The 25,452-nt window shown below is 67.8% G+C and carries 34 protein-coding genes and 1 pseudogene; 23 read left to right on the top strand and 12 right to left on the bottom strand.

All coding sequences use genetic code 11. From position 1 onward, the window contains the following. Positions 1 to 11: 11 nt before the first annotated feature. From IQ458_RS04495 to IQ458_RS04475, 5 genes are all read left to right on the top strand, one after another. Positions 12 to 686: an energy transducer TonB gene (locus tag IQ458_RS04495; protein ID WP_183639854.1), complete on the top strand. Its 675-nt coding sequence runs from the start codon at positions 12 to 14 to the stop codon at positions 684 to 686. An 82-nt stretch (positions 687 to 768) separates the two neighbouring features. After that, positions 769 to 1,530: a TonB-system energizer ExbB gene (gene exbB, locus IQ458_RS04490; protein ID WP_141454935.1), complete on the top strand. Its 762-nt coding sequence runs from the start codon at positions 769 to 771 to the stop codon at positions 1,528 to 1,530. A gap of 54 nt (positions 1,531 to 1,584) precedes the next feature. Further along, positions 1,585 to 2,013, top strand: coding sequence for an ExbD/TolR family protein (locus IQ458_RS04485; protein WP_183639857.1), 429 nt, complete (start codon positions 1,585 to 1,587; stop codon positions 2,011 to 2,013). 3 nt (positions 2,014 to 2,016) lie between these two features. Further along, the gene (locus IQ458_RS04480; protein WP_183639859.1) at positions 2,017 to 2,427 is read left to right on the top strand and encodes an ExbD/TolR family protein; all 411 of its coding nucleotides are present in this window, start codon (positions 2,017 to 2,019) and stop codon (positions 2,425 to 2,427) included. 272 nt (positions 2,428 to 2,699) lie between these two features. Next, positions 2,700 to 3,101 (top strand): ExbD/TolR family protein, encoded by a 402-nt coding sequence (locus IQ458_RS04475; protein ID WP_183639861.1) that lies wholly within the window; start codon positions 2,700 to 2,702, stop codon positions 3,099 to 3,101. Between the two features lie 36 nt (positions 3,102 to 3,137). Here IQ458_RS04475 and IQ458_RS04470 read toward each other — a convergent pair whose 3' ends face one another. The 3 genes from IQ458_RS04470 to cls all read right to left on the bottom strand — a co-directional run bounded on the left by IQ458_RS04470 (position 3,138) and on the right by cls (position 5,724). Next, a complete protein-coding gene (locus tag IQ458_RS04470) occupies positions 3,138 to 3,911 on the bottom strand; it encodes a pyridoxine 5'-phosphate synthase (RefSeq protein ID WP_203322052.1) in 774 nt (257 codons plus the stop codon). A gap of 31 nt (positions 3,912 to 3,942) precedes the next feature. Further along, complete coding sequence (locus IQ458_RS04465; RefSeq protein WP_183639865.1) at positions 3,943 to 4,206, bottom strand: hypothetical protein; 264 nt, start codon at positions 4,204 to 4,206, stop codon at positions 3,943 to 3,945. Positions 4,207 to 4,269: 63 nt separating this feature from the next. Then, on the bottom strand, positions 4,270 to 5,724 hold the full coding sequence (gene cls / locus IQ458_RS04460) for a cardiolipin synthase (protein ID WP_183639867.1): 1,455 nt from the start codon (positions 5,722 to 5,724) through the stop codon (positions 4,270 to 4,272). 71 nt (positions 5,725 to 5,795) lie between these two features. Here cls and IQ458_RS04455 point away from each other — a divergent pair, with 71 nt between their 5' ends. Then, positions 5,796 to 6,872, top strand: coding sequence for a PA0069 family radical SAM protein (locus tag IQ458_RS04455; RefSeq protein ID WP_203322051.1), 1,077 nt, complete (start codon positions 5,796 to 5,798; stop codon positions 6,870 to 6,872). Positions 6,873 to 6,974: 102 nt separating this feature from the next. On the opposite strand, the gene IQ458_RS04450 is transcribed toward IQ458_RS04455, so the two are convergent. Further along, positions 6,975 to 7,994, bottom strand: coding sequence for a class 1 fructose-bisphosphatase (locus IQ458_RS04450; RefSeq protein WP_203322050.1), 1,020 nt, complete (start codon positions 7,992 to 7,994; stop codon positions 6,975 to 6,977). An 85-nt stretch (positions 7,995 to 8,079) separates the two neighbouring features. Between IQ458_RS04450 and IQ458_RS04445 the strand changes: the two genes are divergently transcribed. Further along, positions 8,080 to 9,315, top strand: a complete 1,236-nt coding sequence (locus tag IQ458_RS04445) for an MgtC/SapB family protein (RefSeq protein ID WP_192198271.1) — start codon at positions 8,080 to 8,082, stop codon at positions 9,313 to 9,315. Between the two features lie 101 nt (positions 9,316 to 9,416). Here IQ458_RS04445 and IQ458_RS04440 read toward each other — a convergent pair whose 3' ends face one another. Then, positions 9,417 to 10,061 carry a response regulator gene (locus IQ458_RS04440; RefSeq protein ID WP_203322102.1) on the bottom strand — a complete coding sequence of 215 codons (645 nt, stop codon included), beginning with the start codon at positions 10,059 to 10,061 and terminating at the stop codon, positions 9,417 to 9,419. A 1-nt stretch (position 10,062) separates the two neighbouring features. After that, complete coding sequence (locus IQ458_RS04435) at positions 10,063 to 11,211, bottom strand: sensor histidine kinase (protein WP_425504631.1); 1,149 nt, start codon at positions 11,209 to 11,211, stop codon at positions 10,063 to 10,065. A 101-nt stretch (positions 11,212 to 11,312) separates the two neighbouring features. On the opposite strand from IQ458_RS04435, the gene IQ458_RS04430 reads away from it, so the two are divergent. The 4 genes from IQ458_RS04430 to IQ458_RS04415 are packed head-to-tail and all read left to right on the top strand — an operon-like array spanning position 11,313 to position 13,805. Then, complete coding sequence (locus IQ458_RS04430; protein ID WP_203322049.1) at positions 11,313 to 11,918, top strand: hypothetical protein; 606 nt, start codon at positions 11,313 to 11,315, stop codon at positions 11,916 to 11,918. Further along, positions 11,915 to 12,262, top strand: a complete 348-nt coding sequence (locus tag IQ458_RS04425) for an NIPSNAP family protein (protein ID WP_203322048.1) — start codon at positions 11,915 to 11,917, stop codon at positions 12,260 to 12,262. Before IQ458_RS04430 ends, IQ458_RS04425 begins: the two co-directional genes overlap by 4 nt. 4 nt (positions 12,263 to 12,266) lie before the next feature. Further along, a complete protein-coding gene (locus IQ458_RS04420) occupies positions 12,267 to 13,058 on the top strand; it encodes an NIPSNAP family protein (RefSeq protein ID WP_203322047.1) in 792 nt (263 codons plus the stop codon). 51 nt (positions 13,059 to 13,109) lie between these two features. Next, complete coding sequence (locus IQ458_RS04415; RefSeq protein WP_183639877.1) at positions 13,110 to 13,805, top strand: helix-turn-helix transcriptional regulator; 696 nt, start codon at positions 13,110 to 13,112, stop codon at positions 13,803 to 13,805. 6 nt (positions 13,806 to 13,811) lie between these two features. On the opposite strand, the gene IQ458_RS04410 is transcribed toward IQ458_RS04415, so the two are convergent. Both IQ458_RS04410 and phhA read right to left on the bottom strand, forming a co-directional pair. Next, positions 13,812 to 15,923 carry a TonB-dependent receptor family protein gene (locus IQ458_RS04410; protein ID WP_203322046.1) on the bottom strand — a complete coding sequence of 704 codons (2,112 nt, stop codon included), beginning with the start codon at positions 15,921 to 15,923 and terminating at the stop codon, positions 13,812 to 13,814. 177 nt (positions 15,924 to 16,100) lie between these two features. Further along, positions 16,101 to 16,985 (bottom strand): phenylalanine 4-monooxygenase, encoded by an 885-nt coding sequence (gene phhA, locus IQ458_RS04405; RefSeq protein ID WP_203322045.1) that lies wholly within the window; start codon positions 16,983 to 16,985, stop codon positions 16,101 to 16,103. 131 nt (positions 16,986 to 17,116) lie between these two features. Between phhA and IQ458_RS04400 the strand changes: the two genes are divergently transcribed. The 9 genes and pseudogenes from IQ458_RS04400 to IQ458_RS04360 all read left to right on the top strand — a co-directional run bounded on the left by IQ458_RS04400 (position 17,117) and on the right by IQ458_RS04360 (position 20,886). Then, positions 17,117 to 17,596 carry an Lrp/AsnC family transcriptional regulator gene (locus IQ458_RS04400; protein ID WP_183639883.1) on the top strand — a complete coding sequence of 160 codons (480 nt, stop codon included), beginning with the start codon at positions 17,117 to 17,119 and terminating at the stop codon, positions 17,594 to 17,596. A 20-nt stretch (positions 17,597 to 17,616) separates the two neighbouring features. Then, entirely contained in the window at positions 17,617 to 18,132 is a 516-nt protein-coding gene (locus tag IQ458_RS04395) for a GNAT family N-acetyltransferase (protein ID WP_235996617.1), read from the top strand. A gap of 161 nt (positions 18,133 to 18,293) precedes the next feature. After that, positions 18,294 to 18,548 carry a DUF2164 domain-containing protein gene (locus IQ458_RS04390; RefSeq protein WP_203322044.1) on the top strand — a complete coding sequence of 85 codons (255 nt, stop codon included), beginning with the start codon at positions 18,294 to 18,296 and terminating at the stop codon, positions 18,546 to 18,548. A gap of 27 nt (positions 18,549 to 18,575) precedes the next feature. Continuing rightward, positions 18,576 to 18,968 (top strand): VOC family protein, encoded by a 393-nt coding sequence (locus tag IQ458_RS04385; RefSeq protein ID WP_203322043.1) that lies wholly within the window; start codon positions 18,576 to 18,578, stop codon positions 18,966 to 18,968. Positions 18,969 to 19,050: 82 nt separating this feature from the next. Further along, the gene (locus IQ458_RS04380; RefSeq protein WP_203322042.1) at positions 19,051 to 19,461 is read left to right on the top strand and encodes a GFA family protein; all 411 of its coding nucleotides are present in this window, start codon (positions 19,051 to 19,053) and stop codon (positions 19,459 to 19,461) included. Between the two features lies 1 nt (position 19,462). Beyond that, entirely contained in the window at positions 19,463 to 19,858 is a 396-nt protein-coding gene (locus tag IQ458_RS04375; RefSeq protein ID WP_235996616.1) for a putative quinol monooxygenase, read from the top strand. Then, entirely contained in the window at positions 19,855 to 20,241 is a 387-nt protein-coding gene (locus tag IQ458_RS04370) for a VOC family protein (protein ID WP_203322041.1), read from the top strand. Before IQ458_RS04375 ends, IQ458_RS04370 begins: the two co-directional genes overlap by 4 nt. Beyond that, positions 20,238 to 20,417: pseudogene (locus tag IQ458_RS19960) on the top strand (thioredoxin domain-containing protein); the annotation flags it as partial. The gene IQ458_RS04370 and the pseudogene IQ458_RS19960, both read left to right, overlap by 4 nt. A gap of 190 nt (positions 20,418 to 20,607) precedes the next feature. Continuing rightward, positions 20,608 to 20,886, top strand: a complete 279-nt coding sequence (locus tag IQ458_RS04360) for a glutathione S-transferase family protein (protein WP_203322040.1) — start codon at positions 20,608 to 20,610, stop codon at positions 20,884 to 20,886. 9 nt (positions 20,887 to 20,895) lie between these two features. Here the strand turns inward: IQ458_RS04360 and IQ458_RS04355 are convergent, their stop codons facing one another. Then, positions 20,896 to 21,213, bottom strand: a complete 318-nt coding sequence (locus IQ458_RS04355; RefSeq protein ID WP_183639895.1) for a DMT family transporter — start codon at positions 21,211 to 21,213, stop codon at positions 20,896 to 20,898. 79 nt (positions 21,214 to 21,292) lie between these two features. On the opposite strand from IQ458_RS04355, the gene IQ458_RS04350 reads away from it, so the two are divergent. Together IQ458_RS04350 and IQ458_RS04345 are read left to right on the top strand one after the other, a co-directional pair. Further along, positions 21,293 to 21,688 (top strand): winged helix-turn-helix transcriptional regulator, encoded by a 396-nt coding sequence (locus IQ458_RS04350; RefSeq protein ID WP_328805077.1) that lies wholly within the window; start codon positions 21,293 to 21,295, stop codon positions 21,686 to 21,688. A gap of 39 nt (positions 21,689 to 21,727) precedes the next feature. Then, entirely contained in the window at positions 21,728 to 22,123 is a 396-nt protein-coding gene (locus IQ458_RS04345; RefSeq protein ID WP_203322039.1) for a DUF1801 domain-containing protein, read from the top strand. A 22-nt stretch (positions 22,124 to 22,145) separates the two neighbouring features. On the opposite strand, the gene IQ458_RS04340 is transcribed toward IQ458_RS04345, so the two are convergent. Then, positions 22,146 to 22,481, bottom strand: a complete 336-nt coding sequence (locus tag IQ458_RS04340) for a DUF7709 family protein (protein WP_183639899.1) — start codon at positions 22,479 to 22,481, stop codon at positions 22,146 to 22,148. 80 nt (positions 22,482 to 22,561) lie between these two features. Here IQ458_RS04340 and IQ458_RS04335 point away from each other — a divergent pair, with 80 nt between their 5' ends. Further along, positions 22,562 to 23,176: an HD domain-containing protein gene (locus IQ458_RS04335; RefSeq protein WP_203322038.1), complete on the top strand. Its 615-nt coding sequence runs from the start codon at positions 22,562 to 22,564 to the stop codon at positions 23,174 to 23,176. Positions 23,177 to 23,260: 84 nt separating this feature from the next. On the opposite strand, the gene IQ458_RS04330 is transcribed toward IQ458_RS04335, so the two are convergent. Both IQ458_RS04330 and IQ458_RS04325 read right to left on the bottom strand, forming a co-directional pair. Then, entirely contained in the window at positions 23,261 to 24,280 is a 1,020-nt protein-coding gene (locus IQ458_RS04330; protein ID WP_203322037.1) for a patatin-like phospholipase family protein, read from the bottom strand. A gap of 152 nt (positions 24,281 to 24,432) precedes the next feature. Continuing rightward, positions 24,433 to 25,452 carry a TIGR00266 family protein gene (locus IQ458_RS04325; RefSeq protein WP_203322036.1) on the bottom strand — a complete coding sequence of 340 codons (1,020 nt, stop codon included), beginning with the start codon at positions 25,450 to 25,452 and terminating at the stop codon, positions 24,433 to 24,435.

The raw sequence follows: 25,452 nt of genomic DNA, 5'->3' as shown, positions 1-25,452 counted from the left end.
TTCATTGGCGCATGGCTGAACAACTGGTCATCAATAGGTATCGGGAAGAGGAAGAGGACAAGAGCCTCAACTGGCCCCGGATCATCGGCATTGCCTTCGTGATCGCGTTGCACGCGGCCGCGCTGCTGCTGCTCCTCATTCCGGCTGTGGCTCCGCCGGCGGAAAAGGAAGAAACGCAACGTACCTCCGTGGTGATCGTTGACGCACCGCCTCCCCCGCCGCCGCCGCCGCCGCCGCCGCCCAAGCAGGACACGCCGCCGCCGCCGGTCAAGAACCTGGCGCCGCCGAAGCAGACTCCGCTGCCGCCGCCGCCGGAAGCGCCGCCGGTCGAAGTGTCCGAGCCGCGTCCGACCGACGTCTACCAGCCGCCGGCTCCCCCGGCGCCGCCGGCTCCGGTCGCCGACATCGGCGCCAGCGTGGACATCTCGTCCAAGAACATGAACCCGCCGCGCTACCCACCGTCGGCCGCCCGCGCCGGTATCGAAGGCACGGTCATCCTGATCATCGACGTGGACGCCAGTGGCAACGTCACCAACGTCTCCGTCGAGAAGTCCAGCCGCAACCGCGACCTGGACCGCGCGGCGATGGAAGCCGCCCGCAAGTGGCGCTTCAATCCGTCCGTCGTCAACGGCCAGAAGGCCGCCGGCCGCGTCCGCGTCCCGGTCGACTTCAAGATGGGCGGCTGATCGGCCGCCCCTCGCGAGTTACTCCATCCGTTTCGTCACCCGCAACACCCTCAATCAACACTCTTAAATAAAGGTAAGCGTCATGCTGCAGGAAACCATCATCGCCGCCGCAGCCGGGGGCAACAACGCCGCGAGTGCCCTCACCAACATGGGCTTCGAGCACCTGATCACCGAAATGGTGCAAAAGCCCGGCGAGTACGCCGTCTCCTGGGCAGTGCTGCTCATCCTGGTCGCGATGTCGGCCATGTCCTGGTACTGGACCGTCATCAACTCGCTCAAGAGCGTGCGCCTGAAGGGCCAGGCCGACCGCGTCGTCAGCACCTTCTGGGAAACCCCGAACGCGCAGGACGCCATCCGCCTGATGGAAGAACAGCCGAAGAACGAGCCGTTCTCCAAGATCGCCCTGGACGCCGCCCAGGCCGCCGCCCACCACCAGCGCGCCGAAGGTTCCAGCGCCGGTCTGGGTGAAGCCCTGAGCCGTTCCGAGTTCGTCGACCGCGCCCTGCGCCAGGCCGTCACCCGCGAAAGCGCCAAGCTCCAGAGCGGCATGACCCTGCTCGCCACCGTCGGTGCGACCGCCCCGTTCGTGGGTCTGCTGGGTACGGTGTGGGGCATCTACGGCGCCCTGATCCGCATCGGCGCCACCGGCCAGGCTTCGATCGACGCCGTTGCCGGCCCGGTGGGTGAAGCGCTGATCATGACCGCCATCGGTCTGTTCGTCGCCATCCCGGCCGTGTTCGCCTACAACTTCTTCAGCAAGACGAACAGCTCGACCATCTCCAAGTTCGATACGTTCGCCCACGATCTGCACGACTTCTTCGCCACCGGCTCGCGCGTCCGCTAAGCCGCAGGCAACAGCAGTCCCACGCACATCGACTAGCATTGACGGAGCCCGAAAATGGCTTTCAGTAGTGGTAATAGCAGTGGCCCGATGGCCGAGATCAACGTCACGCCCCTCGTGGACGTGATGTTGGTGCTGCTGATCATCTTCATCATCACCGCGCCGCTGATGTCGCATAAGGTGAAGATCGAACTGCCCGAGGCCAACCTCGTGCAGAACGAAGAGGACAAGAAGGCTCCGCCGGTTCCGCCGATCACCATCTCGGTGAAGGAAGACGGTTCGCTGTATTGGAACGACGAGAAGATCGGCAAGGAAATCCTTGAGTCGCGTCTGTCCAGTACGGCGCAGCTGCAGCCGCAGCCCAAGCTCAATCTGCGTGGTGATCGCACCACCAAGATGCGCACGATCACCGAGGTGACGAAGATCGCGCAGGGCCAGGGCATGCTGGACATCGGCTACGTTGCCACCAAAGAGAAGGGTCAGTAAGCCATGGCATTCAGTAGTGGTGGAAGCAAGGGCCCCATGGCCGACATCAACGTCACGCCCCTCGTGGACGTGATGCTGGTGCTGTTGATCATCTTCATCGTGACCGCGCCGATCATGACCTACCCGATCGACGTGGCCCTGCCGCAGCGCGTGATCAACCCGCCGCCGCAGTTGAAGGAACCGCCGCCGCCGATCGATCTGCGCATCGATGCGGGTGGCTCGGTTTACTGGAACAACTCGCCTGTCAACGTGCGCGATCTGCAGCAGCGCATGGAGCAGGAGATCCAGCGTGATCCGACCAACCAGCCGGAACTGCGCATCGACGCGAACCCGGACGCCCAGTACGACGTGATGGCGAAAGTACTGGCCGCGGCCAAGAACGCTCAGATGCAGAAAATCGGTTTCGTGCAGTAGTACGCATAGACGCAAACCTGTTGAACGCCGCCTTCGGGCGGCGTTTTTTTTGGCCGTTCTCCGCGGAAGCTAGTCCTTGTAGGAGCGACGTCAGTCGCGACCGGAATCCAGCATCTGCTCACGGCGTCCTTTCGCCCGCATGGGGTTGGCTCCACAACCAACCAAGCTTCCCGGTCGCGACTGACGTCGCTCCACGGCGCTTTCCCACCCTCTTGCCAGGAGGCAACAGGCAGGCGTAGCGTGGAGTCGACCCGACGCGAAAGGAGTACGCCATGGCTTTCTCCGCAACCGCACGTCCCTCCGCCCTGGCGGAGATGAATGTCACCCCGTTGGTCGATGTCATGCTGGTCCTGCTGATCATCTTCATGGTGACGGCTCCGCTGCTCTCGCGGCCACTGGACCTGTCCCTGCCACAGGGTAGGGATACGCCCTCGCCCGACAAACCCAGCATCCTCAGTCTGGATGTCGCCGCCGATGGCACGTTGCGGCTGGACGATCGTCCGCTTTCGGCGCGGGATCTGCGCGTGCGCCTGGACGATGCGCTGCGCAGCGACCCGAAGACGGTGCTGACCTTGAGCGCTTCGCCCGATGCGGACTATCAGCAAGTGGTTACCGCCCTGGCCGAAGTCCGTGCCAGCGGGATCGAGCAGGTGTCCTGGCGCGGGGAGCGCTGATTCGCGGGCGGTTGCCGTGAAACGGCCAGGCGAACCTCAGTGCTTCGCCTGTGCCGCGCGTACCGATTCGAGGATGGCTAGGTAGTTCTGCACCGTGCGGTGCAGGCCCGCGTACAGCGCCTCGCCGATCAGGGCGTGGCCGATGGAGACTTCGAGGACGCCGGGCACGGCTTCCAGGAATTCCTGCAGGTTGGCCTGGCTGAGATCGTGGCCGGCATTGACTCCCATGCCCAGCGAGCGCGCCAGGCGCGCCGTCTGGATGCAGTGCGCCAGTTCCGCCTCCGCGTCGCCGGCGGCCATCGCCTCGGCGAACGGTCCGGTATAGATCTCGATGCGGTCGGCGCCGATGGCGGCCGCCTTTTCCAGGGAAGAACAACCGGCGTCGACGAACACGCTCACGCGGCAGCCGTAGGATTTCAGCTCGGCGACGAGCGGCCGCAGGCGCTCGCCGTCACGATCGAAATCGAAACCGTGGTCGGAAGTGATCTGGCCGTCGCTGTCGGGAACCAGGGTCGCCTGGGCCGGACGCGCCTGTTCGCACAGGGCCAGGAAACCCGGATAGCCCTCGCGCGGCGGCGCGAACGGGTTGCCTTCCAGGTTGAGCTCCACCTGGCTTTCGCGGGTCAGCTCGGCCAGTCCGTGGACATCATCGGCGCGGATGTGGCGCTGGTCGGGCCGCGGATGCACGGTGATGCCATGCGCGCCGGCATACAGGCAGGCGCGGGCGGCGCGCACGACATCCGGCTCGCTGCCGCCGCGCGAATTGCGCAGCACCGCGATCTTGTTGACGTTGACGCTCAGGAGGCTCATGCCGGCTTCCCTGCGGAACAAGGTTCGCCTCTCACAGCGGTGGTGGTCCTGGCGGCGGCACCGTGCCCTGCTTGCGCGCCTCGGCCAATTCGCGCAGGCGACGCAGTTCGGTGGGGTCGATCATGTGCGATTCGTCGCGCTGGCTGTCGCCCATCCGTGCGGCGTACCAGCCGACGATCCATGCGACGAACAGGCCCAGCGACGCGATCAGGCCGACCACCATCAATGCGGTGGACGTGGTGCGCATGGACAGCACCAGCGCGCCGGCGGCGAACAATAGATAGAGCCAGTGCATGACCGTCCCTCCCCTGGATGGCGGGAGTTTACAACGCCCGGCGATGGCGTGAAGCGTTGCGGATCACAACAGCGGGGAGGTCAGTCGCGCCAGCGCCTCCGGCAGGCGGTGCCGCCACAATGACCGCCGACGTTCCGGGCTGACCGGCCTCGAGGATGCGAATTCACCCTCCAGCAACTGCGCCAACTGGCCGGCCAGGCCGCGGTCGCGGAACAGCATCGAGATCTCGAAATTCAGCCGGAAGCTGCGGTGATCGAAGTTGGCGCTGCCGATCAGGGCCAGGTTGTCGTCGCACAGCAGCGCCTTGCTGTGCATCATGCGCGGCCCGTATTCGTAGACCTTCACGCCGGCGGCCAGCAGTTCATCGAAATAGGAACGCGCGGCGTAGGTGACCAGCCGTGAGTCGCTCATCCGCGGCACCAGCAGGCGCACGTCCAGTCCGCCCAGCGCCGCCGAGGTCAACGCCATCCGCGCCGCCTCGCCGGGGACGAAATAGGGCGTCACCAGCCATACCCGCGACTTCGCTTCGTGGATGGCGGACACGTAGGTGCGGTGGATCGGCTCCCAGGACGAATCCGGTCCCGATACCAGGGTCTGCGCCGCGATGCCGCCCTCGATGCCGTTGTCGGTCGCATGCCACAGGCGCGTGCCCTGGAAGTCCTTGCGCTTCTGGCCGGTGGCGTACACCCAATCCTCGACGAACACCTGCTGCACGCTGCGCACCACGTCGCCTTCCATCCGCAGGTGCAGATCCCGGTAGGCATCGGGGCGCAGCGATTCGTCTTCCTCGTCGGTGATGTTGATGCCGCCGGTGAAGGCGATGCGGCCGTCGACCACCACGATCTTGCGGTGGGTGCGCAGGTTGACCCAGGGACGGGTGAATGGCCGGAACCGGGTCGGGTGGAACCAGGCGCTCTCGCCGCCGGCCTCGTGCAGCGGCTGGAGGAAGCGCCGACCCACCTGCGAGGAGCCGACCGCGTCCAGCAGCAGCCGCACCTTCACCCCTTCCCGCGCCTTGGCGATCAACGCTTCCAGCAGGCGCTGGCCGCAGCGATCCGGGTTGTAGATGTAGTACTCCAGATGGATGTGGTTGGTGGCCTGGCGGACCGCGTCCAGGATGGCTTCGTAGGTCGCCGAGCCGTCCACCAGCAACTGCACCGAGGTGGCGGTGGACGGCGGCAGGCCGGTGGTGGTCTGGGCCAGCATCGCCAGTTCGGTGCAGCCCTCATCGACCGGGCAGAACGTCTCGTAGGTATCCATTCCCGTGCGTGACTGGTGCCGGCGCAGCTGCTGGCGCTTGATCTTCTGCGGCCCCAGCAGGAAGTAGATCAGGTAGCCGATGTAGGGCAGCAGCGACAGCGACAGCACCCAGCTGAGGGTGGCGACCGGCTCGCGCTTCTGCAGCACGATCCAGCCGCACAGCGGGATCAGGTAGAGCAGCCAGGCGGCGGTGAGCCAGCGGTTCAGGTGCGGGATGGACAGGAAGGCATCCCACCAGGCGTGCAGGGTTTCCAGCATGGCGAGATTCTATGCGGTGTTGCCCATGCGGTGTCGCCGCCGCTGAGACGCCGGCGGCGTAACCTGCATGGATGGGCGAGATGATCAAAGGCCGCGGTTCCACGGGACACCTGCCCGGCCGGTTCGCCGTGACCACGGCGCAGGCCGAGGACGACGGTTGGCACGAGCGGGACCGCGAGGACGAGATCGCGTCCTCGCCGGCGACCCGGGTGACCGAGGAGCGCGCACGCAGCATCATCAGCCGCAACCAGTCGCCGGACATCCCGTTCCAGCAATCGCTCAATCCCTACCGGGGCTGCGAGCATGGTTGCTCGTACTGCTTTGCCCGGCCGAGCCACGCCTATCTGGACCTGTCGCCCGGCCTGGACTTCGAGACCCGGATCTTCGCCAAGACCAACGCGCCGGAACTGCTGCGCAAGGAGCTGGCGAAGCCGGGCTACCGGTGCAGCCCGATCGCGCTGGGCATCAATACCGACGCCTACCAGCCGACCGAGCGGAAACTGGGCCTGACCCGGCGCATCATCGAGGTGCTAGCCGAAACCCGGCATCCGTTCTCGCTGATCACCAAGAATGCGCTGGTCGAGCGCGATCTGGATCTGTTGGCGCCGATGGCGCGCGAACACCTGGTGCAGGTGTATTTCTCGATCACCACCCTGGACAACCACCTGTCCGCGCGGCTGGAGCCACGGGCGTCGGCGCCGCATTCGCGCCTGCGCGCCGTGCGCCGGCTGAGCGAGGCCGGCATTCCGGTCGGGGTGATGTTCGCGCCGGTGATCCCCTGGGTGAACGATGCGGAGCTGGAAGCGGTGCTGGAGGCGGCGCGGGATGCGGGCGCCGATTCCGCCGGCTACGTGCTGCTGCGCCTGCCGCACGAGGTGTCGCCCCTGTTCCGTGACTGGTTGCAGACCCACCTGCCGCAGCGCGCCGAACACGTGATGAGCACCATCCAGCAACTGCGCGGCGGCAAGGATTACGACGCCCGCTTCGGCAAGCGATTCAGCGGCGACGGGGTGTATGCGGAGCTGTTGGCGCGCCGCTTCGATTTGGCCTATCGGCGACTGGGTTTCGATCGGCGCAGGCACCAGGGACTGGATGTGAGCAAGTTCGTGCCACCGCGGCCGCCCTCGCCGCAGGGGGAGCTGTTCTGAATGGCCAAGGCATTTGTGGGAGCGACGTGAGTCGCGACCGTATCAATCCCGTCTCCGGAAAGTATCGCGACTGACGCCGCTCCCACAGGTCAGGTGCGGGGATCAGCGGGCTCCGAGGTGATACCGCGCGGCCGCTTCCACCTCGTTGCGCGAGCCCAGGAACACCGGCACTCGCTGGTGCAGGTGGTCGGGTTGCAGATCGAGGATGGATTCGCGCCCGGTGCTGGCCGCGCCGCCGGCCTGCTCGACCAGCATGCCCATCGGATTGGCCTCGTACATCAGGCGCAGCTTGCCCGGCTTGCCGGGTTCCTTGCGATCCCAGGGATAGATGAAGATGCCGCCGCGGGTCAGGATGCGATGCACGTCGGCGACCATGCTGGCGATCCAGCGCATGTTGAAATCCTTGCCGCGCGGGCCTTCCTTGCCGGCCAGGAGGTCGGTCACGTAAGCCTGCATCGCCGGCTCCCAGTGACGCTGGTTGGAGACGTTGATGGCGAACTCGCGGGTGTCCTCCGGGATGCGCATGTCGCGCTGGGTCAGGACGAACGCGCCCTGTTCCCGGTCCAGGGTGAAGGCGTGAGTGCCGTGGCCGGTAGTCAGCACCAGCATCGTGCTGGGCCCGTAGATGCAGTAGCCGGCGGCGACCTGCCGGCGTCCCGGCTGGAGGAAATGCTCGTCGCCCGGCCGGCTCACGCCCTCGGGGCTGCGCAGGACCGAGAAGATGGTGCCGACCGAGACGTTGACGTCGATGTTGGAACTGCCGTCCAGCGGATCGAACAGCAGCAGGAAGCCGCCGCGCGGATAGGCGTCCGGGATCGGCTGGCTGTGCTCCATTTCCTCCGAGGCGCAGGCCGCCAGGTGGCCGCCCCAGGCATTGGCCTCCAGCAGGATGTCGTTGCTCAGCACGTCCAGCTTCTTCTGCGCCTCGCCCTGGACGTTGCCGGTGCCGGCGTCGCCCAGCACCCCGCCCAGCGCGCCCTTGCTGACCGCGATGGAGATGCTGGTGCAGGCCCGCGCGACCACCGCGATCAGCTGGCGCAGTTCGGCGTCGATGCGGCCGGCGCGCTGTTCCTCGATCAGGTAGCGGCTGAGGGAGACGGTATGGGCGGTGGGCGTGGGCATGGCAGGATGGCGGGCGGAAGAACCGCGCATTGTCCGGACATTGCGGACCAATGCAAGACCAATTTCATGGATCCGAGGGCACACCTTGATTCCGACCCCCCCGGCGGTATGGCTTTCCCTGTCTTCGGCGCTGGGCCTGGGCCTGCTGATCGGCCTGGTCCGCGAGCGCGCCGGGGGCGAGGCGCGCGCCATCGCCGGCCTGCGCACCCACGCCCTGACCGCACTGGGCGCGGCGGTTGCCGCCCAGCTTGGCCTGCCGGTGCTGCTGGTGATGCTGGCCGGGGTGGTGGTCCTGGCCGCCCTGGCCTACCTGGGCACGCGCGACCACGATGCCGGCCTGACCAGCGAGGTCGCCCTGCTCCTGACCGCCCTGCTGGGTGCGCTGGCGATGCAGTCGCCGCCGCTGGCGACCGGACTGGCGGTGGTCGCGGCACTGCTGCTGTACGCCAAGGAGCCTCTGCACCGGTTGACCCGCCAGGTGCTGAGCGAACGCGAGGTATTCGACGGCCTGCTGCTGTTGGCCTCGGCGCTGGTGATCCTGCCGATCCTGCCGGACGAGGCGATCGGTCCGTTCCAGGCCATCAACCCGGCGACCCTGTGGAAGCTGGTGGTGCTGGTGATGGCAGTCAGTGCGCTCGGCCATGTCGCGCTGCGCCTGATCGGCAACCGCTGGGGCCTGGCCGCGGCGGGATTCTTCGCCGGCTATGTGTCCTCCACCGCGGCGGTGATCGGTTTCGGCCAGCGGGCGCGGGAAACCCCCGCGCTGCTGTCCTCGACGGTGGCCGCGGCACTGCTGTCCAACCTGGCGTCATTGAGTCTGTGCGTGCCGATCCTGTGGGCGGTGTCGCCGCCGCTGGTCATCGACCTGTGGCCCGAGCTGGCCGCGATCGGCGCGGTGTTGCTGGCCGGCGGCCTGCTGGGCCTGCGCGCGGGACGCGACGATCCCGCCGCGCCGCCGACCGCGGAAAGCCGGATGTTCCGGTTCGGACAGGCGCTGGGATTCGCGCTGGTGGTGGCCGTGCTGACGTTCGTGTCGGCCGCGCTCGCGGCATGGATCGGGCCGCGTGGCGCGATGGCCGCGGCGGTGATCTCGGCGACCGCCGAATTGCACGCGGCGGTGGCGACGCTGGCCAACCAGTTCGCCCGCGGCGGCCTGAGCGACATCGAGGCGCGCTGGCTGATGCTGGCGCTGCTGGGCGCGAGCCTGGCGACCAAATCGGTGATCGCCTGGATCAGTGGCGGCGCCGCCTACGGCATGCGTGTCGCGGCTGGATTGCTGGCCGCGCTGGCGGCGGGGTTGGCGGTGCTGGTGTTGACCTGAGCGGGGAATTCCTTACTTGTGGGAGCGACGTGAGTCGCGACCGTCATCCAATCAGACACGGAATCGTCGCGACTCACGTCGCTCCCACAAGGAGAGTCCGATCAGATGATCCGCAGGGTGATCGCCTTGAGCACGGCGCGGGTGCGGTCGCGGGTGCCGAGTTTGTCGAGGATGTTGGAGACGTAGTTCTTCACCGTGCCTTCGGCGAGGAACAGCGTGCGCGCGATTTCCTTGTTGGAGTAGCCACCGGCGAGCAGGCGCAGGATCGCGACTTCGCGCTCGCTGAAACGATCGCTGGACGGACTCTCGTCGTGGAACCGGTAGCGCGCGCGCACCGGATCGGTGGCGACCGGCTGCAGCAGGGTGTCGCCGGCGGCGACCCGGCGGATGGCGGCGCGCAGGTCTTCCGGCGCCGCGTCCTTGAGCAGGAATCCCTGTGCGCCGGCTTCGGCCGCGCGCAGCAGCAGGTCGCGGTCATCGAAGGTGGTCAGCAACAGCACCGGTGTCCGGTCACCGCGCGCGCGCAGTCGCAGCAGCGCGTCGATGCCGTCTACGCCGGGCATGCGGATGTCGCTGAGGATCACATCCACCGGGCTGTCGGCGAGCCGCTCGAGCAATTCCGCGCCGCCCTCGGCCTCGAACGCCACCCGGATTTCGTCCGGGCCGTCCAGCAACGCGCGCAGGCCGGCGCGGACCAGGGCCTGATCGTCGGCCAGCGCGACCCGCACGATCGCGGATCCGGACATATCACTCATGAGAAAACTCCACGGTCAGTTCCAGGTTGCCGGCCAGGCCGCGGCCGATGCGCAGATCCCCGCCGACCGCGGCGACCCGTTCGCGGATGCCGGCCAGCCCATTGCCTTCGCGCAGCAGCGCCGGGGCCTGGCCATCATCGGCGATCCGCAGCCACAGCCGCGAACCCTCGCGCCGCAGTTCGACCCACAACGTCGCCGCGCCGGCATGGCGCGCCGCATTGGTCATGGCTTCCTGCACGATCCGCAGCACGGTCTCGGCCAGCTGCGGATCCCGGATCACCGCGTCCTCGCCGATGTTCAGCTGCATGCGAAGCTGCGGCAACGGCGCGGCCAATGCGCGCAACGCGGTTTCCAGATCCAGCCCGCGCGAATCGCGCAGCGCCTGGACCACGTTGCGGATGTCCTCCAGCAGTTCGCTGGCCAGCTGCTCGCTCAAGCGCACCTGCGGACGTCCGGCCAGCGCGGGATCGGAAGCCAGCGCGCGCAGGTTGAGCTTCATCGCGGTCAATTTGTGCCCGGCGACATCATGCAGCTCGCGCGCCACCCGCAGGCGCTCGGCGTCGCGCGCGCTGTCGGCGAGCAACGCGCGGGTGGCGAGCAGATCGGCGTTGACCAGCGCCAGGCGATCGCGGGCGTTCTCGGCGCTGCGCGCGTAGTGGCCGATCAGCGCGGCGAAGGCCTGGAAGCCACCGTAGATGGCGACCATGAACCAGGCCGCGTCGTGCCCGGCACGGACCATCAGCAGGCCGAACACCAGGTTCGCCGCCAGCATCACCAGCAGCGCATGCAGCGGGCGCCAGGTCATCGCCAGTTGCGCGGCCACCACCACCAGCAGGACCGGCGCGGTTCCGGTGCGTGGCGCCAGTTCGATCATGAGCAAGGCGAGCAGCAGTTGCAGCCACAACAGCGCATCGCGCAGGCGCCGGCCGACGCCGGGCTGATCCAGCAGCAGGAAGGCGGCCAGGAACGCCAGCAGCGTACCCAGGCGCGGGCCGTCGAGGCCGCCGGTCTCACCGCGCATCGCCAGCATCACCGCCGCCCAGGTCAGGACGCCGGACAGATTGAGGGGTTGCAGCAGCAGCTTCAGGCGTTCGCGCATGCGGACATGCTGCCTGCCGCCGCTGGCGGACGCCACGGGCATCGCGCAAGTCGTGACTTCCGGCAGGTCGATGGCTGCTGACACCACGTTGTCAGCAGCCCCGCATCAGGATGGACCCCTGCCATTTTCAGGAGGAAATACGCATGAGCCCCCGGAGTCTGACCGCGCGCGCCCAGGACCTGCTGCCGCGCGCCTTCCACGCCTACGTTGCCGGCCTGGGACGTAGCCTGGTGAGCGGCGACCAGCTTGTCTATCCGGCGTCGCCCGGCCACCCATTGCCCGCGGAAGGCCGGCACGACTTCGATTTCCTGCACGGCCGCTGGCGGGTGCGCAACGTGCGGCTGAAGGAGCGGTTGGCCGGGTGCGAGGAATGGGAACACTTCGAGGCGCGCCAGCAATGCGGTCCGGTGCTGGGCGGCGTCGGCAACATGGACGAGTTCGTCACCGACTGGTCGGGTGGCTATCGCGGCATGACCCTGCGCCTGTACGACCCGCTCCAGCGGCAGTGGAGCCTGTACTGGGCCAACAACCTCCAGGGCCTGCTCGAACCGCCGGTGATCGGCCGATTCGAGAACGGCGTCGGCACCTTCCATGGCCGCGATCGCCACAAGGGCCGCGAGGTGTGGGTGCGGTTCCGCTGGCACGAGATCCAGCCGGACAGCGCGCACTGGGAGCAGGCGTTCTCGCCGGATCGTGGCGGCCACTGGGAAACCAACTGGCACATGTACCTGAGCCGGGAGGCCGCATGAGCGCGTCGGTTTCCACCCGGGCCGTCGAGTTCCGCAGCTATCGCCTGCGCCCCGGCACGCGCGAAGACTTCCACCGGCTGATCACCGCCACGGTCATGCCGATGCTGCGCGGCTGGCCGATGGACGTGGTCCGGCACGGGCCGTCCCCGCACGACCGCACGTCCTACCTATTGATCCGTGCCTACGCGGATCTGGACGCGCGCCAGCGCGAGCAGGACGCCTTCTACGGCAGCGATCAATGGCGCGATGGACCGCGCCAGGCCGTGCTCGATCTGATCGAGGAATACCTGTCGGTGGTGATCGAGATGGACACCACCGTTGTCGATGCCCTGCGCCAGGAGTGACGTGATGCTGGATACCCTCTCCCCCACGACGGCCCGCCCTTCCCGTCCCCTCGCTGTCCCGCCGGTCGCCACCGCGGTTCCAGGCGTGATCGAACTGCGCCAGTACACCCTGCACCCGGGCCGGCGCGACGAACTGATCACCCTGTTCGAACGCGAGTTCATCGAAACCCAGGAAGCGGCCGGGATGCACCTGCTGGGCCAGTTCCGCGATCTGGACGATCCGGATCGCTTCGTCTGGTTGCGCGGATTCGCCGACATGGCGACGCGGCGGGAGGCACTGGCGCGGTTCTACCAGGGACAGGCCTGGCGCGCGAATCGCGATGCCGCCAACGCGACGATGATCGATTCGGACAACGTGCTGCTGCTGCAGCCCGCGCATCCGGGCCCGGCGTTGCGGGTGTCGACGCCGCCGCCGCCGATGGACGCGGCCGCGCCGGAGCAGGCCCGCGTCGTCATCTGCCTGCACCATTTCGATGCGCCGGTGAGCCAGGAGTGGCGGGATCATTTCGAACAGATACAACGGCCATGGCTGGAGGACATGCAGGCGCGCGTGCTTGGCACGCTGGTGAGCAGCGCCGCGCCGAACGACTACGCCGCCCTGCCGGTGCGCGAGGGCGAGCACGTGTTCGCCTGTCTCCTGCAGTTCGCCGACGAAGCCACCCACGAACGCTGCGATCGCCAGCTCCAGGCCGCCTGGCGGATCGGCGCGCAGCCGCATCGCACCGAGTTGCTGCGGCTGGCGCCCACCGCGCGTTCGCGGATGGGGCGCGACTCGCGTCCCGGCGGGGAGGCGTGAGATGCGTGCGTCCCTTTGCGTCCCCCGGCGCCGGCAAGGGATGATGCCGACATGCGCCGCGCCGACCGCCTGTTCCTGATCATCCATGCCCTGCGTGGACGCCGCACCGCCCTGCCCGCCCGTACCCTCGCCGAGACCCTGGCGGTCTCGCTGCGAACGGTCTATCGCGATGTCGCCGACCTGCAATTGTCCGGCGTGCCGATCGAAGGCGAGGCCGGCATCGGTTATCTGCTGCGCAAGGGCGCGGACATTCCTCCGTTGATGTTCAACGCCGACGAACTCGAAGCCCTGGTGGTCGGCACGCGCTTCGTCCGTGCCTTCGGCGGCAAGCGCCTGTCCGTCGGCGCGCGCTCGGCACTGCTGAAAATACAGGCGGTGTTGCCGCCGGATCTGCAGGCGCGTGCGCAGCGCACCCGCATCTACGCGCCGGAACTGAAGGATCGCTTCGAATCCACCGGCCTGCTGGATCGCCTGCACGAAGCCATCGAGCAGCGCCGGGTGCTGCGGTTCCGCTACGCCGATCATTCCGGCGAGGAAACCGGGCGCGACATCGAGCCGCTGTGCCTGGCGTTCTGGGGCGGCAGCTGGACGCTCGGGGCCTGGTGCCGTTTCCGCCGCGATTTCCGCAACTTCCGTCCCGACCGCATCCTTCAACTGGATGAGACCGGCGAGATCTTCGCCGACGATCCCGAGCATGGCCTGGAGGCGTACTTCCGCCGGGTCGGCCCGCCGCCTTCGGATGCCTGAGGGGCGTCAGGGCATCTTGCGCCACTCCAGGCCCAGCAGGAATCCACGGTCGGGTCCGGGCTCGTAGTAACGGCTGTTGCCTTCGTTGACGATCACCGAGCCGGCGTAACGCTGGTCCAGCGCGTTGTCCACGCGCAGGAACGCGCGCAGCGTATCGTCGCCGAATCGCCAGCGGCGCGCGGCTTCCAGGTGCAGCAATGCGTAGCCCGGGGCCTGCTCGCTGCCGATATCGTTCACGCCCACCCGATCCTGGGCGACGGCTTCGGCGGCCGCGCTCCAGGTCTCCGAACGCCATTCAAGCCGGCCGAAGAACTGCTGGCGCGCGATACCGGGAATCGTGGCGCCCGCCTTCACCGGCATGTCCGGCACGGCGCAACCGCTGCGTGCGCAGGTCAGGAAGCCGTCGCGGAACTCGGCATCCAGCAAGGTCCAGGCGGCCTGCCATTGCCAGTGTTCGCCGAACGACGCGCGCATGCTCGCCTCCGCGCCTTGCCGTCGCGCACGCCCCACGTTGCGGTAGGTGCTGCGCCCGCCCAGGTTGCTGGCGACCGACAACTCGTCGTCGGTGTCGGCGCGGAACAGCGCGAACGCCAGGTCGCCGGCGGACCAGCGCCATTTGCTGCCCAGTTCCCAGTGCCGGCTGATCGCCGGACGCAGGTCCAGCGCCAACCCGGCACCGCCATCGGCGCGATAGCCGAGTTCGTTGAAGGTCGGGGTCTCGAAACCACGTCCGCTCGACAGGTACAGGCGCCAGTCGGCGCCGGCATCGAACATCACGCCCGCGACCGGAGTGGTCTCGGCATAGCGCACGCGACCGCTGTCATCGGGGTTGGTGGCGGTGACGTAATGATCGCGCGAGGCGAACCGCAAGGCGCTGTGGCGCGCGCCGGCGAGCAGCGACCAGCGATCGGCGAAGCGCCACCACGCCTGCGCATACTGGTCCACGTTCTCCACCCGGTTGCGTTCGTCGCGACGCGGCCGGCCCCGCACGCCCCACTCCGCATCGATGAAATTCTCGTAACCGCGCCGGTGCTGGCGCTGGCGGTCCGCATTCACGCCCACGGTGGCCTCGAACGGCCGTGCGGCCAGTTCGCCCTGCCATGACCAGCGCGCGTCGATGCCGGCCTGGTCATTGCCCAGATCGATGACGCCGCCGCTGTTGAGCGGATTGCCCTGCGCACCGACGGGAAGCGGCAGGAACTGTTCGACATCGCGGCTGCCGGCATAGGCCGTCGCGCGCAGGCGATGACCGGCGGCCAGCGGCTGATCCAGTACCAGCCCGAGCTGATCCTGGCGCACCGACTTGCGGGTGTTGAACTGGTGCGCGGCGGCGATCGCCTGCGCCGGGTCCGCGCGCCACTGTGCCCGGGTCAGGCCGAGCGGATCCTGCGCGCGCGGCGAATCGAAATGGTTGAACACCAGATCCAGCGTGCCCTCGCCTGGCAGATCGAAACCCAGCTTGCCGTTGAACGACTCGCGCCGCGCCGCGCTGTGGTCCCGGTAGCCGTCGGTGTCGAAAATGCTGGCCGCGAGGTTGTAGTGCACTCCGTCCTGCGCGCCTGACCATTGCGCGCCCAGCGTGCGGGTCGCATGGCTGCCCACCGAGCCCCGCACCCGCAGTTCGCCCGGCGCTTCGCCGCGCGCGCTGGACAACTGCATCACTCCGCCGGAGGAATTGCCGTACAGCGCCGAGAACGGACCGCGCAGCACTTCCACCCGTTCGGCACCCATCAGGTTGAAATGCGACAGCTGGCCTTGCCCGTCCGGCAGCGTGGCCGGAATGCCGTCGGCATACAGCCGCACCCCGCGTACCCCGAAGGTCGCGCGCGCGCCGAAACCGCGGATCGACAACTGGGTGTCCTGCGCGTAGTTCTGCCGGTCACGCGCGAGCAGTCCGGGCACGCCGCCCAGGCGCTCGGACAGGTTTACCCCGGCGGTGGCGGCATCCTCGCGCAGATCGATCAGATCGAGCGAGGCAGGCGTGTCGAACGCCGAGACACCCTCCAGGCGAGCGGCCTGCACGGTGACACGGTCCAGGGTGCGCGCGGTGTCCTGCGCGGCCGCCGGCAAGGCGACGAGAAGGGCCAGCGCCAGCGTGGCACGAGGTAGATGCGTCATGCGTGCATTCTAGAGTCCCGCCGTACCCTGTAGGAGCGACGTCAGTCGCGACCGGAGTCTCCGGACCACCTGCATCCCTGGAAGACCATGAAGCCAGCCCGCTGTTGGAAACAGACGGCGGGCCTGATGGTGCGGTCGCGACTGACGTCGCTCCTACAGGGGAATCGGACGGCCGGGTCAGACGTCGCCGTCGGCCAGCCAGCCTTCGCCGGTGCCACGGGTGAACACCCGGTCGCCCTCGCGCACGTCGCCGGCCGGAATGGCCTCCTGGTCGGCCAGGCGCGCGTAGATCGGGGTGAAGTCCGGCGCGGTGGCGTTCATCAGCTGATCGAAGCTGTCGATGACGAAGTAGGTCTTCTGGTAGGTATCGATGCGGTAGCGGGTGCGCATCAGCCGCTCCAGATCGAAACCGATCCGGTTGGGCGCCGGCGATTCCAGCGAGTACAGCGATTCGCCCTTCGACGAGACGATGCCGGCACCGTAGATGCGCAGTCCGCCGGGCGTGTTGATCAGGCCGAATTCCACCGTGTACCAGTACAGCCGGGTCAGGTGGACCAGCGCCTCCGGATCGATGCCGTGCGCCTTCACCCCGCCCTTGCCGTACGCCTCCATGTAGTCGGCGAACACCGGATTCATCAGCAGCGGCACGTGGCCGAACAGATCGTGGAACAGATCCGGTTCGGCGATGTAGTCGATCTGGTCGGGGCGGCGAATCCACCAGGTGACCGGGAAACGCCGGTTGGCCAGGTGATCGAAGAAGTCCAGTTCCGGCAGCAGGCCCTCGACGCCGATCAGGGTCCAGCCGGTAGTCGCCTTCAGCACCCGGTTGAGTTCGTCAAAGCGCGGGATGCGGTCCGGGCTCATGCCCATCGCGTCCTGCGCCCGCAGGAATTCGTCGCAGGCGCGGCCGATCAGCAGCGCGCGCTGGCGTTCGTACAGCTTGCCCCAGGTGTCGTGGTCGGCGGCCGGATAGTCGGCCGGCTGCTCCACTACGGCGGTCGTGTAGACCGGCACATAGCCCTTGTCGGTCTGCTGGTGCTCGACGCGGCGGGGTTCGTTCATGGTGGGCTCCTGGCAGGGCAAGTCCTGCGATCGCATGCTAGCGCCGGGACCGCGCAATGGGCTTGCAAAGTTGCGCACATAGGGGTCATTGGCGCAATCTTGTTGCGTAGAATCATGTTGCGAGGCAACAAATGGCCGAATCCGTAACCCTGGACCGGACCGACCTGCGCCTGCTGGCCCTGCTGCAGCAGCAGGGCCGGGCCCCCAACTCCGACATCGCCACCCAGGTGAACCTGTCGGCCTCGGCCTGCCTGCGCCGGATCCAGCGGCTGGAAGCGGCCGGGGTCATCACCGGCTACGCCGCGCGGGTGGAACCGCAGAGCGTCGGCCTGGGCTTGCAGGCGTTCGTGCGCGTGCAGCTGGAGAAGCATGGCCAGAGCGGCATCGCCCTGTTCGCCGACAACGTGCAGCATTGGGATGAAGTGGTCACCTGCCACGCCCTGACCGGCGACATGGACTACCTGCTGCACGTCGTGGTGCAGGATCTGGAACACTTCTCGCGTTTCCTGCTGGACAAGCTGCTCGACGCCAGCGGCGTCGCCGACGTGAATTCCAGTTTCGTGCTGCGCACCGTGAAAGCCTTCGGTGGCTGGCCGCTGCCGAAGGCATGAGAACGCTCCCGGGAGATTGAATGGACACATTGCACATCCGGCCCGCCACGACCGGCGACCTCGACGCCATGTGGACGATTTTCCGCGCGGTGATCGCGCCGGGCGACGCACTGCCGTTCGACGAGGGTTTCGATCGCGACACCTTTCGCGAGCACTGGTTCGGCGCCCATGCCGCCTCGGTGGCGGAGCAGGGCGGCGAGGTGATCGGCATGTACAAGCTGGGGGCCAACCACGCCGGGCGGGGTGCGCATGTCGCCAGCGCCACCTACGCGGTCGCGCCCGCCATGCAGGGCCGGGGCGTGGGCAGGCGACTGGTCGAGCACAGCCTGGCCCGTGCACGCGCCGCCGGGTTCCGCGGCATCCAGTTCAACTACGTGGTCAGTACCAACGGGGGCGCGGTGGAACTCTATCGCCGGCTCGGTTTCGACATCGTCGGGACACTGCCCGGCGCGTTCCGCCACGAGCGGTTGGGCTGGGTGGATGCGTACGTGATGTTCCGGGGACTGGAGCCGCCGGAAGCCGATGCAAAGGCATGACGCGGGAACCGCGCGGGCATGCCGATCGCATTGGGTGAGATCGGTTGCGTGATGATGGTGGTGTGAGTCGATCCTGCCGGTGCAGCCCTGACGCATGCCGCAGGCGATCTCCTTTCCGTTGCCGGCGCGGGTCGCGCGCCTCGAAGAGTGATGCGGACACCATGAGCGAAATCCAGTTTTCCACGGAAGAAAAGGCGTTGATCGTCAATCGGATCCAGCTGTACTTCAGTGAAGAGCTGAAACAGGCCATCGGCCGGTTCGACGCCGAATTCCTGCTCGATTTCTTCTCCCGGGAGGTCGGCGCCTATTACTACAATCGCGGCCTGTACGACGCGCAGGCCGCGCTTGTGGCGAAGCTGGACGATATCCAGGACGCCATCTACCAGCTCGAGCGTCCGACCGACTTCAAGCGTTGACGCCGCATGCGCGGCAGGGAGTCCGAGATGAGCGCTCCACCTCCGGTTCCGCCCCGCAACCTGGTCGCGATGCTCCAGGTCGCCGATATGGCGCGTTCATTGGCGTTCTATTCGCGGCTGGGTTTCGAGCTACGCAACACTCATGCACCGGGCGGTGCCGACGACGATGGCGCGCCGGTGTGGGCCTGGCTGGAGGGCGGGGCAGGGCAGCTGATGCTGACGAAGGCCAGTGAGTCGGTCGATGCGGGCAAGCAGGGAATCCTGTTCTATCTGTACTTTGACGATATCGCGGTGGTGCATGCGCGACTGGGCGCCGAGGGGTGGCCGGTCGGTCCGATGAGCCATCCGTTCTATTGCCCGCGGGGCGAGTTCCCGCTGGCCGATCCGGATGGCTATCGGTTGATGTTGACCCATACCTGATGCGCCACCACGTCGCTCATCACGATCGTAATAAACTGGCGTCCCCGCGGCGCGGCGCGTCGGAACGAGAGGCAGGCACGGCATGATCCGGGAAGTCGGCCGTGTACCCATCCAGGCCACGCATCGCGCGCGCTGCCATTGCGGCGCGGTGGTGCTGGAGCTGGATCTGCCAGACGGCATCGTCAAACCGCGCCGCTGCGACTGCTCGCTGTGCCGACGCAAGGGTGCCATCGTCGCTTCGGTGCCACTGTCCGGCCTGCGGGTGGTGCAGGGCGGGGACGTGTTGACCCTGTACCAGTTCAACACGAAGGTCGCGCGGCACTACTTCTGTTCGCGTTGCGGCATCTACACGCACCACCAGCGCCGCTCCGATCCCAACGAATACGGCTACAACGTCGGTTGCCTGGATGGCGTCAACCCGTTCGCACTGGGCGAAGTGCCGGTCGAGGATGGCGTGAACCATCCCTCCGATCGAAAGCCTTCGGAGCCGTGAAATGAAACGCCGCGATCTGTTGGCCGGGACCGGCGCGGCACTGATGCTCGTATCCGCACGACTGCCGGCCCATATCCATGGAGAACCCCCGATGTATGGATTGATTGGCAAGATGAAAGCGGTGGGCGGCCAGCGCGAAGCGCTGATCGCCTTGATGCTGGAGGAAGTCGGCGCCATGCCCGGTTGCCTGAGCTACATCGTCGCGCGCGACCCGGCCGACGCCGATGGCATCTGGATCACCGAGGTCTGGGACAGCGCCGCCAGCCACAAGGCCTCCCTGTCGTTGCCGGCGGTGCAACAGGTGATCGCCCGCGCCAAGCCGCTGATCGCCGGCTTCGGCGAACATTTCGAGACCGCGCCCGTCGGCGGCCATGGTCTGGCACAGGCGACGGCATGAAACCGCAGCCACTGATCGCGGTGCGGGATGTTGCGACCAGCCGGCGCTGGTACCAGGCCGCGCTTGGCCTGGACAGCGGTCACGGCGGCGACGAGTACGAACAGCTGATGGCCGACGGCGAGATGATCCTGCAACTGCACCGCTGGGAAGCGCATGCGCACCCGCATCTGGGCCAGCCGGATATCGCGCCCGGCAATGGTGTGCTGCTGTGGTTCCTGGCCGAAGACTTCGATGCCGCGATCCGGCGCGTGGAACAGGCCGGTGCGGAGGTGCTGGAAGGACCGAAGGTCAATCCGAACGCGCAGCATCGCGAGATCTGGCTGCGTGATCCGGATGGCTATGTCGTGGTCGTGGCCGGACCCTACGGCGACCTCGGCGCATGAGCCGCATCCTCTACAGTGGCACCCGCAACGCCTCCAGCTGGGCGTTCCGCGCGTGGCTGGCGCTGCGCGAACAGGACATCGCGTTCGAGGAACGCATCGTCGACATCCGCAAGCCGCAGCGGTTCGAGAACCTCGCCCGCATCGCGGTGTTCTCGCCGCCGGCCGCCGTGCCGGTGCTGGTGGACGGCGAGACCGTCATCTACGACTCGCTCGCGATCATGGAATACGCCAGTGAACTGGGTGCTTCGCCACTGCTGCCCGCCGACATCCTCGCTCGCGCACGGGCGCGAGCGTTGCTCGCCTGGGTTGTCCGGACTATGTGGCCGGCTGTCGTTCGAAAGCGCTTTCTATCCGCAACGGCGGCGCATGACCACGCAGGAACAGGCCGAGGCCGGGCGCATCCTGGCCGCCTGCCAGCAGGCGCTGATGCACAGCGGCGGGCCCTATCTGTGTGGCGCGCTGTCACTGGCGGATCTGGCGTTCGTGCCGGTGCTGTGGCGATTGTTCGCGCACGATGTCGACGCCAGCGCCTGGCCGCATGCCATCGACTGGAGCGAACGCCTGTTGTCCCGGCCCACCGTGCGCGAATGGCTGCATGAGGCCGAAGCGCTGCCGCCGGTGTACCTGGACGACTACGAAGCGTAGGCGCGCGTCCTACGCTTCCAGCCAGCGCAGGCCGATGATGCCGAGCAGGATCAGCGCCATGCAGCCCAGCCGCGCCGGCGACGGGCTGTCGCCGTAGGCGAAGATGCCCAGCGCGGCGACGCCGATCGCGCCGATCCCGGTCCACACCGCGTAGGCGGTGCCGGTGGGCAGATCGCGGATGGCGTGGGTCAGCAGGAAGATGCTGACCAGCGCCGCGACGATGCCGATGACGCCGGGCAGGGGACGCGTCCATCCCTGCGCGGATTTGAGCGCGCCGGCCATGACGATTTCCATCAGGCCGGCAAGGATCAGCAGCCACCACGCCATCGCGGACTCCGGTTCACTTGAAGGGCGCCCAGCCTGACCACACACTGGCTACCGTACAAGTACGCACTTCGAGGTGCCTGTGGACAGCGCTCAGCCAGCCCTGCCGGAACAGCCGGAAACCGCAAGCGGCGCCTGCCCGTCGCAGGCGGTGATGACCCTGCTCGCGGGCAAGTGGGCACTGCCGATCCTCACCGAACTGGCGCGCGGCGCGGTGCGCAACAACGCGTTGCTTCGGCGCATCGACGGCGTGTCGCAGAAGGTACTGACCCAGAACCTGCGCGAACTGGAGCGCAGCGGCCTGATCGAACGCATCGACCATGGCACGGTGCCGCCGAGCGTGGAATATCGCCTGACCGACCTGGGGCGTTCGCTGGACCGCACGCTGGTCGGGCTGGACCGTTGGGCGGAGCGCCACCACGCCGCACTGGCCGAAGCGCGGGCGCAGCATGACCTGGGCCGGGTGGAACCGGAATAATCCGCGGGCCCGATCCCGGGTGACAGGAGCGTCGCCGCCATGCACCGCAAGACCACCGACACCACGGACGCCGTCGATGCCTACATGGCCGCGCTGGATCATCCCTGCAAGGCGGAATTGGAAGCGCTGCGCCGGATCATCACCGGCGTGGACGCGCGTATCGCCGAAGGCGTCAAATGGAATGCGCCGAGCTGGCGCCTGGACGAATACTTCGCCACCACCCACCTGCGTGCGAAACAGGGCATGGGCGTGATCCTGCATCTGGGCGCGAAGACGCGGGCGCCGGAGCGAAAACCCGCGATTGATGATCCCGACGGCTTGCTGGAATGGCTGGGACCGGATCGCGCGCGGGTGGTCTTCGCCGACATGGCGGATCTGCGCCGTCGCCAGGCCGCGTTCGAAGCCGTGCTGCGGCAATGGATCCGCCTGCTCTAGACGGATGGCGTCTCCAGCGCGGTCAAGCGTCGCCGCTTTCCACGCGCGCGCCGTCCCGGTGCGCCAATGCCAGTTCGCCCACGTGGCGCCGACCGGGATTGTCGCCGGCGATCCATTCGGCCGGCGGGAACAGATCGAACAGGCCGACCTTGAACAGGGTCGGGATGGCGGCGGCCAGTTCGGTTTCCACCCGGCCGCGTTCGCCCGCGTTGTACAGGGTGATGTTGTGCAGCAGCGTGGCCACGGTACCGGTCTGCACGCGGCTGCCGTCCTTCAGGGTGACCGCGGGCAGGACTTCGCCCGCGGCGACGATCTTGTGGTTGATGGCGGCCAGGTCGGCAGGGGAGGAAACGGACATGCGGCGGGAACTCCGGCGGGGGATTCGATGGCAGAGATGCGGGCGGATCACGCGTGGGCAAGAGGCGTAGACTTCGCACGATGAAACAGCATCTGCAATCGTCCTGGCAGCGCGCATGGCGCGGCGTCGGCGCGATCGGTGATGGCCTGGCGTGGTGCGAGCGGCTGCTGGCCTGCTACCAGGAACCGCATCGCCACTACCACACGCTGCAACACCTCGGCGAATGCCTGGCGGCCTTCGACCAGGCGCGCGCGCTGGCGCCACATCCCGATGAGATCGCGCTGGCCTTGTGGTTCCACGACGCCATCTACGACGTGAAGCGATCCGACAACGAGGCTCGCAGCGCGGACTGGGCGCGTGAGGCGCTGCTGGACGCGGAGGTGGAACGCGCGGTCGCCGATCGCGTGCATGCGCTGATCATGGCCACCCGGCACGATGCGGTTCCCGCCGATGCCGACGCGCAGCTGCTGGTGGATATCGATCTGGGCATCCTCGGTGCGGACACGGCGCGCTTCGCCGAATACGAAGCGCAGATCCGGCGGGAATACGCCTTCGTGCCCGGCTGGCTGTTCCGGCGCAAGCGGCGCGCCATCCTGCAGGGATTCCTGGAGCGGCCACGGCTGTACACGACGCCATATTTCCACGACCGGCTGGAAACCCGCGCAAGGGAAAACCTGGCACGCGCGGTGGCTTAGCGGCGGGTACGCGGCATCATGTAGATGCCGAGCTTGCCCGGCATTGGCGCCGGTCCGGAAACGCTCAGCGGAGCAAGCTCCGCTCTACTCGCATTTCTTCTTGCCGCCCCACAGCTTGCCGAGGCGGAATCCCTCGTCGTCGCAGTCCGCGGGCTTGGGCGGAACGACCGGCGCGGTCTTCGCCGTGTGCGCGGCCAGGCGCTCGCGCTGCACGCGTTGCAGCTTTTCGCGGATCTGCGGCATCACCGCCATCGCCGCGCGCTCGCCTTCCAGGATCGCGTTGTTCTTCTGCTCGAAATCCGCAGGACCAATCTCGTTGACCCGTGGCCGGATGACGATGTCCGCGCGCGCCAACTCCTGCTCGCCGAGTTTCTGGCCCATGATCGTGATCGACTGGTTGACGATGCCGAGCATGCTGCCCGGCCGCGTGCCAGGCGCCTTGGTGGAGATGTCCACGGCGATCACGAAGTCCGCGCCCAGTTGGCGCGCGGCATCCACCGGCACCGGACTGACCACGCCGCCGTCGACGTAGGTCGACTTGCCGATCACCACCGGCTCGAACACGCCGGGGATGCTGCTGGAGGCGCGCACCGCCTGGCCCACATTGCCGCGCACGAACACGGTGCGCTGTCCGGTTTCCAGTTGCGTGGCGACGGCGGCGAACGGCTTTTTCAGCTTCTCGATGGGACGCTTGCCCAGTAGGTCGTTGACGTAGTCCTGCAAGGCCTGGCCCTGCACCAGCCCGCCGGAGAACAGCCGCACGTCGCGGATTTTCGTTTCATCCAGCGCGAAGGCCTGCTTCTGCATCTGGAACGGATCCATGCCGCTGGCGTACAGCGCGCCGACCACGCTGCCGGCGCTGGTGCCGGAAACCACCACCGGCTGGATGCCATTGGCCTCGAGCATCTTGATCACGCCGATGTGGGCGAAACCCTTGGCCGCGCCGCCGCCCAGGGCGATGCCGATCTTCACCGGCGGCGGTGGCGGTACCGGCGCGACCGGCGTCACCGCGGCGGGCGGCGGCGATGGCCGGGTATTGCCGCCGCAGGCGGCCAGCAGCACCAGTGGCAGCAGCCAGGAAAGGCGAGGGCGGAGCGGATTCATGAATGTGCAGGTGGAGTGGAAATCGACGGCGCAGGATACCGCGCGGCGGTTCAATGGCTTCCAACCGGCGGCTCCGGTTGCCCGAGGCTGTCCTGGCAGCCAGCCGGCTTCGGGGCGACGGGAGTGGCTGCGCTCCCGCCGCCGGTGCCTGCTCAGAAGCTGTTGTCGCCGTCCAGGATCCGGCCCAGCCCGCCCAGCACCGAGCCTTCGCCGCGCGCCTGTCCGCCGGCCTGCGGCGCGGCCTGCAGCATGCGGCCGGCCAGGCGCGAGAACGGCAGCGACTGCATCCAGACCTTGCCCGGACCGGTCAGGGTGGCCAGGAACACACCTTCGCCGCCGAAGAACATGCTCTTGATACCGCTGACCGGACGCACGTCCATGTGCACGCTGGCGTGGTAGGCGACCACGCAGCCGGTGTCGACGTCGATGCGCTCGCCGGCCTGCAGCTCGCGCTCGACCACGGTGCCGCCGGCATGCACGAACACCCAACCGTCGCCTTCCAGCTTCTGCATGATGAAGCCCTCGCCGCCGAACAGGCCGGTGAGGATCTTGCGCTGGAAGTGGATGCCCACGCTGACGCCGCGCGCGCCGGCCAGGAAGCTGTCCTTCTGGCAGATCAGGCGACCGCCGTGCTCGTCCAGCTTCATCGCCAGCACCGTGCCGGGGTAGGGCGCGGCGAACGCGACCTTGGCCTTGCCCGTGCCGGTATGGGTGAACACCGTGGTGAACAGGCTCTCGCCGGTCAGCACGCGCTTGCCGGCCGACAGCAGCTTGTCCATGAAGCCGCCGCCCTGGCCGCTGTGCGAGCCGTTGCCGAACACGGTATCCATCTGCACCGTGCCGTCCTTGAACATCAGCGCACCGGCTTCGGCGATCGCGCTCTCGCCCGGATCCAGCTCGACCTCGACGAACTGCATGTCGTGGCCGACGATGCGGAAATCGATCTCGTCGGCACCGCGGCGTCCGCCGGAACCCGGCAGCGGCGGCACATGCGGCGGGGTGCTGGCGCCGCCGCCCAGTTCCGGCACCTCGCGCACCGCCTTCCACTCGCGCATGCCCTCGCGCCAGGCCAGCGCGCCGGGGTTGAGCTGGGCGTGGCGGCGGGCGGCTTCGTCGTCCAGCGGACCGACCCGCTGCTGATCATTGGGGCTATGGAAATACCACTGGCTCAT

This window comes from Pseudoxanthomonas beigongshangi, from assembly GCF_016820515.1.
Classification (GTDB): domain Bacteria; phylum Pseudomonadota; class Gammaproteobacteria; order Xanthomonadales; family Xanthomonadaceae; genus Pseudoxanthomonas_A; species Pseudoxanthomonas_A beigongshangi.
Note: the sequence above shows the minus strand (reverse complement) of the source record. Positions and strands in the feature narration are given on the sequence as shown.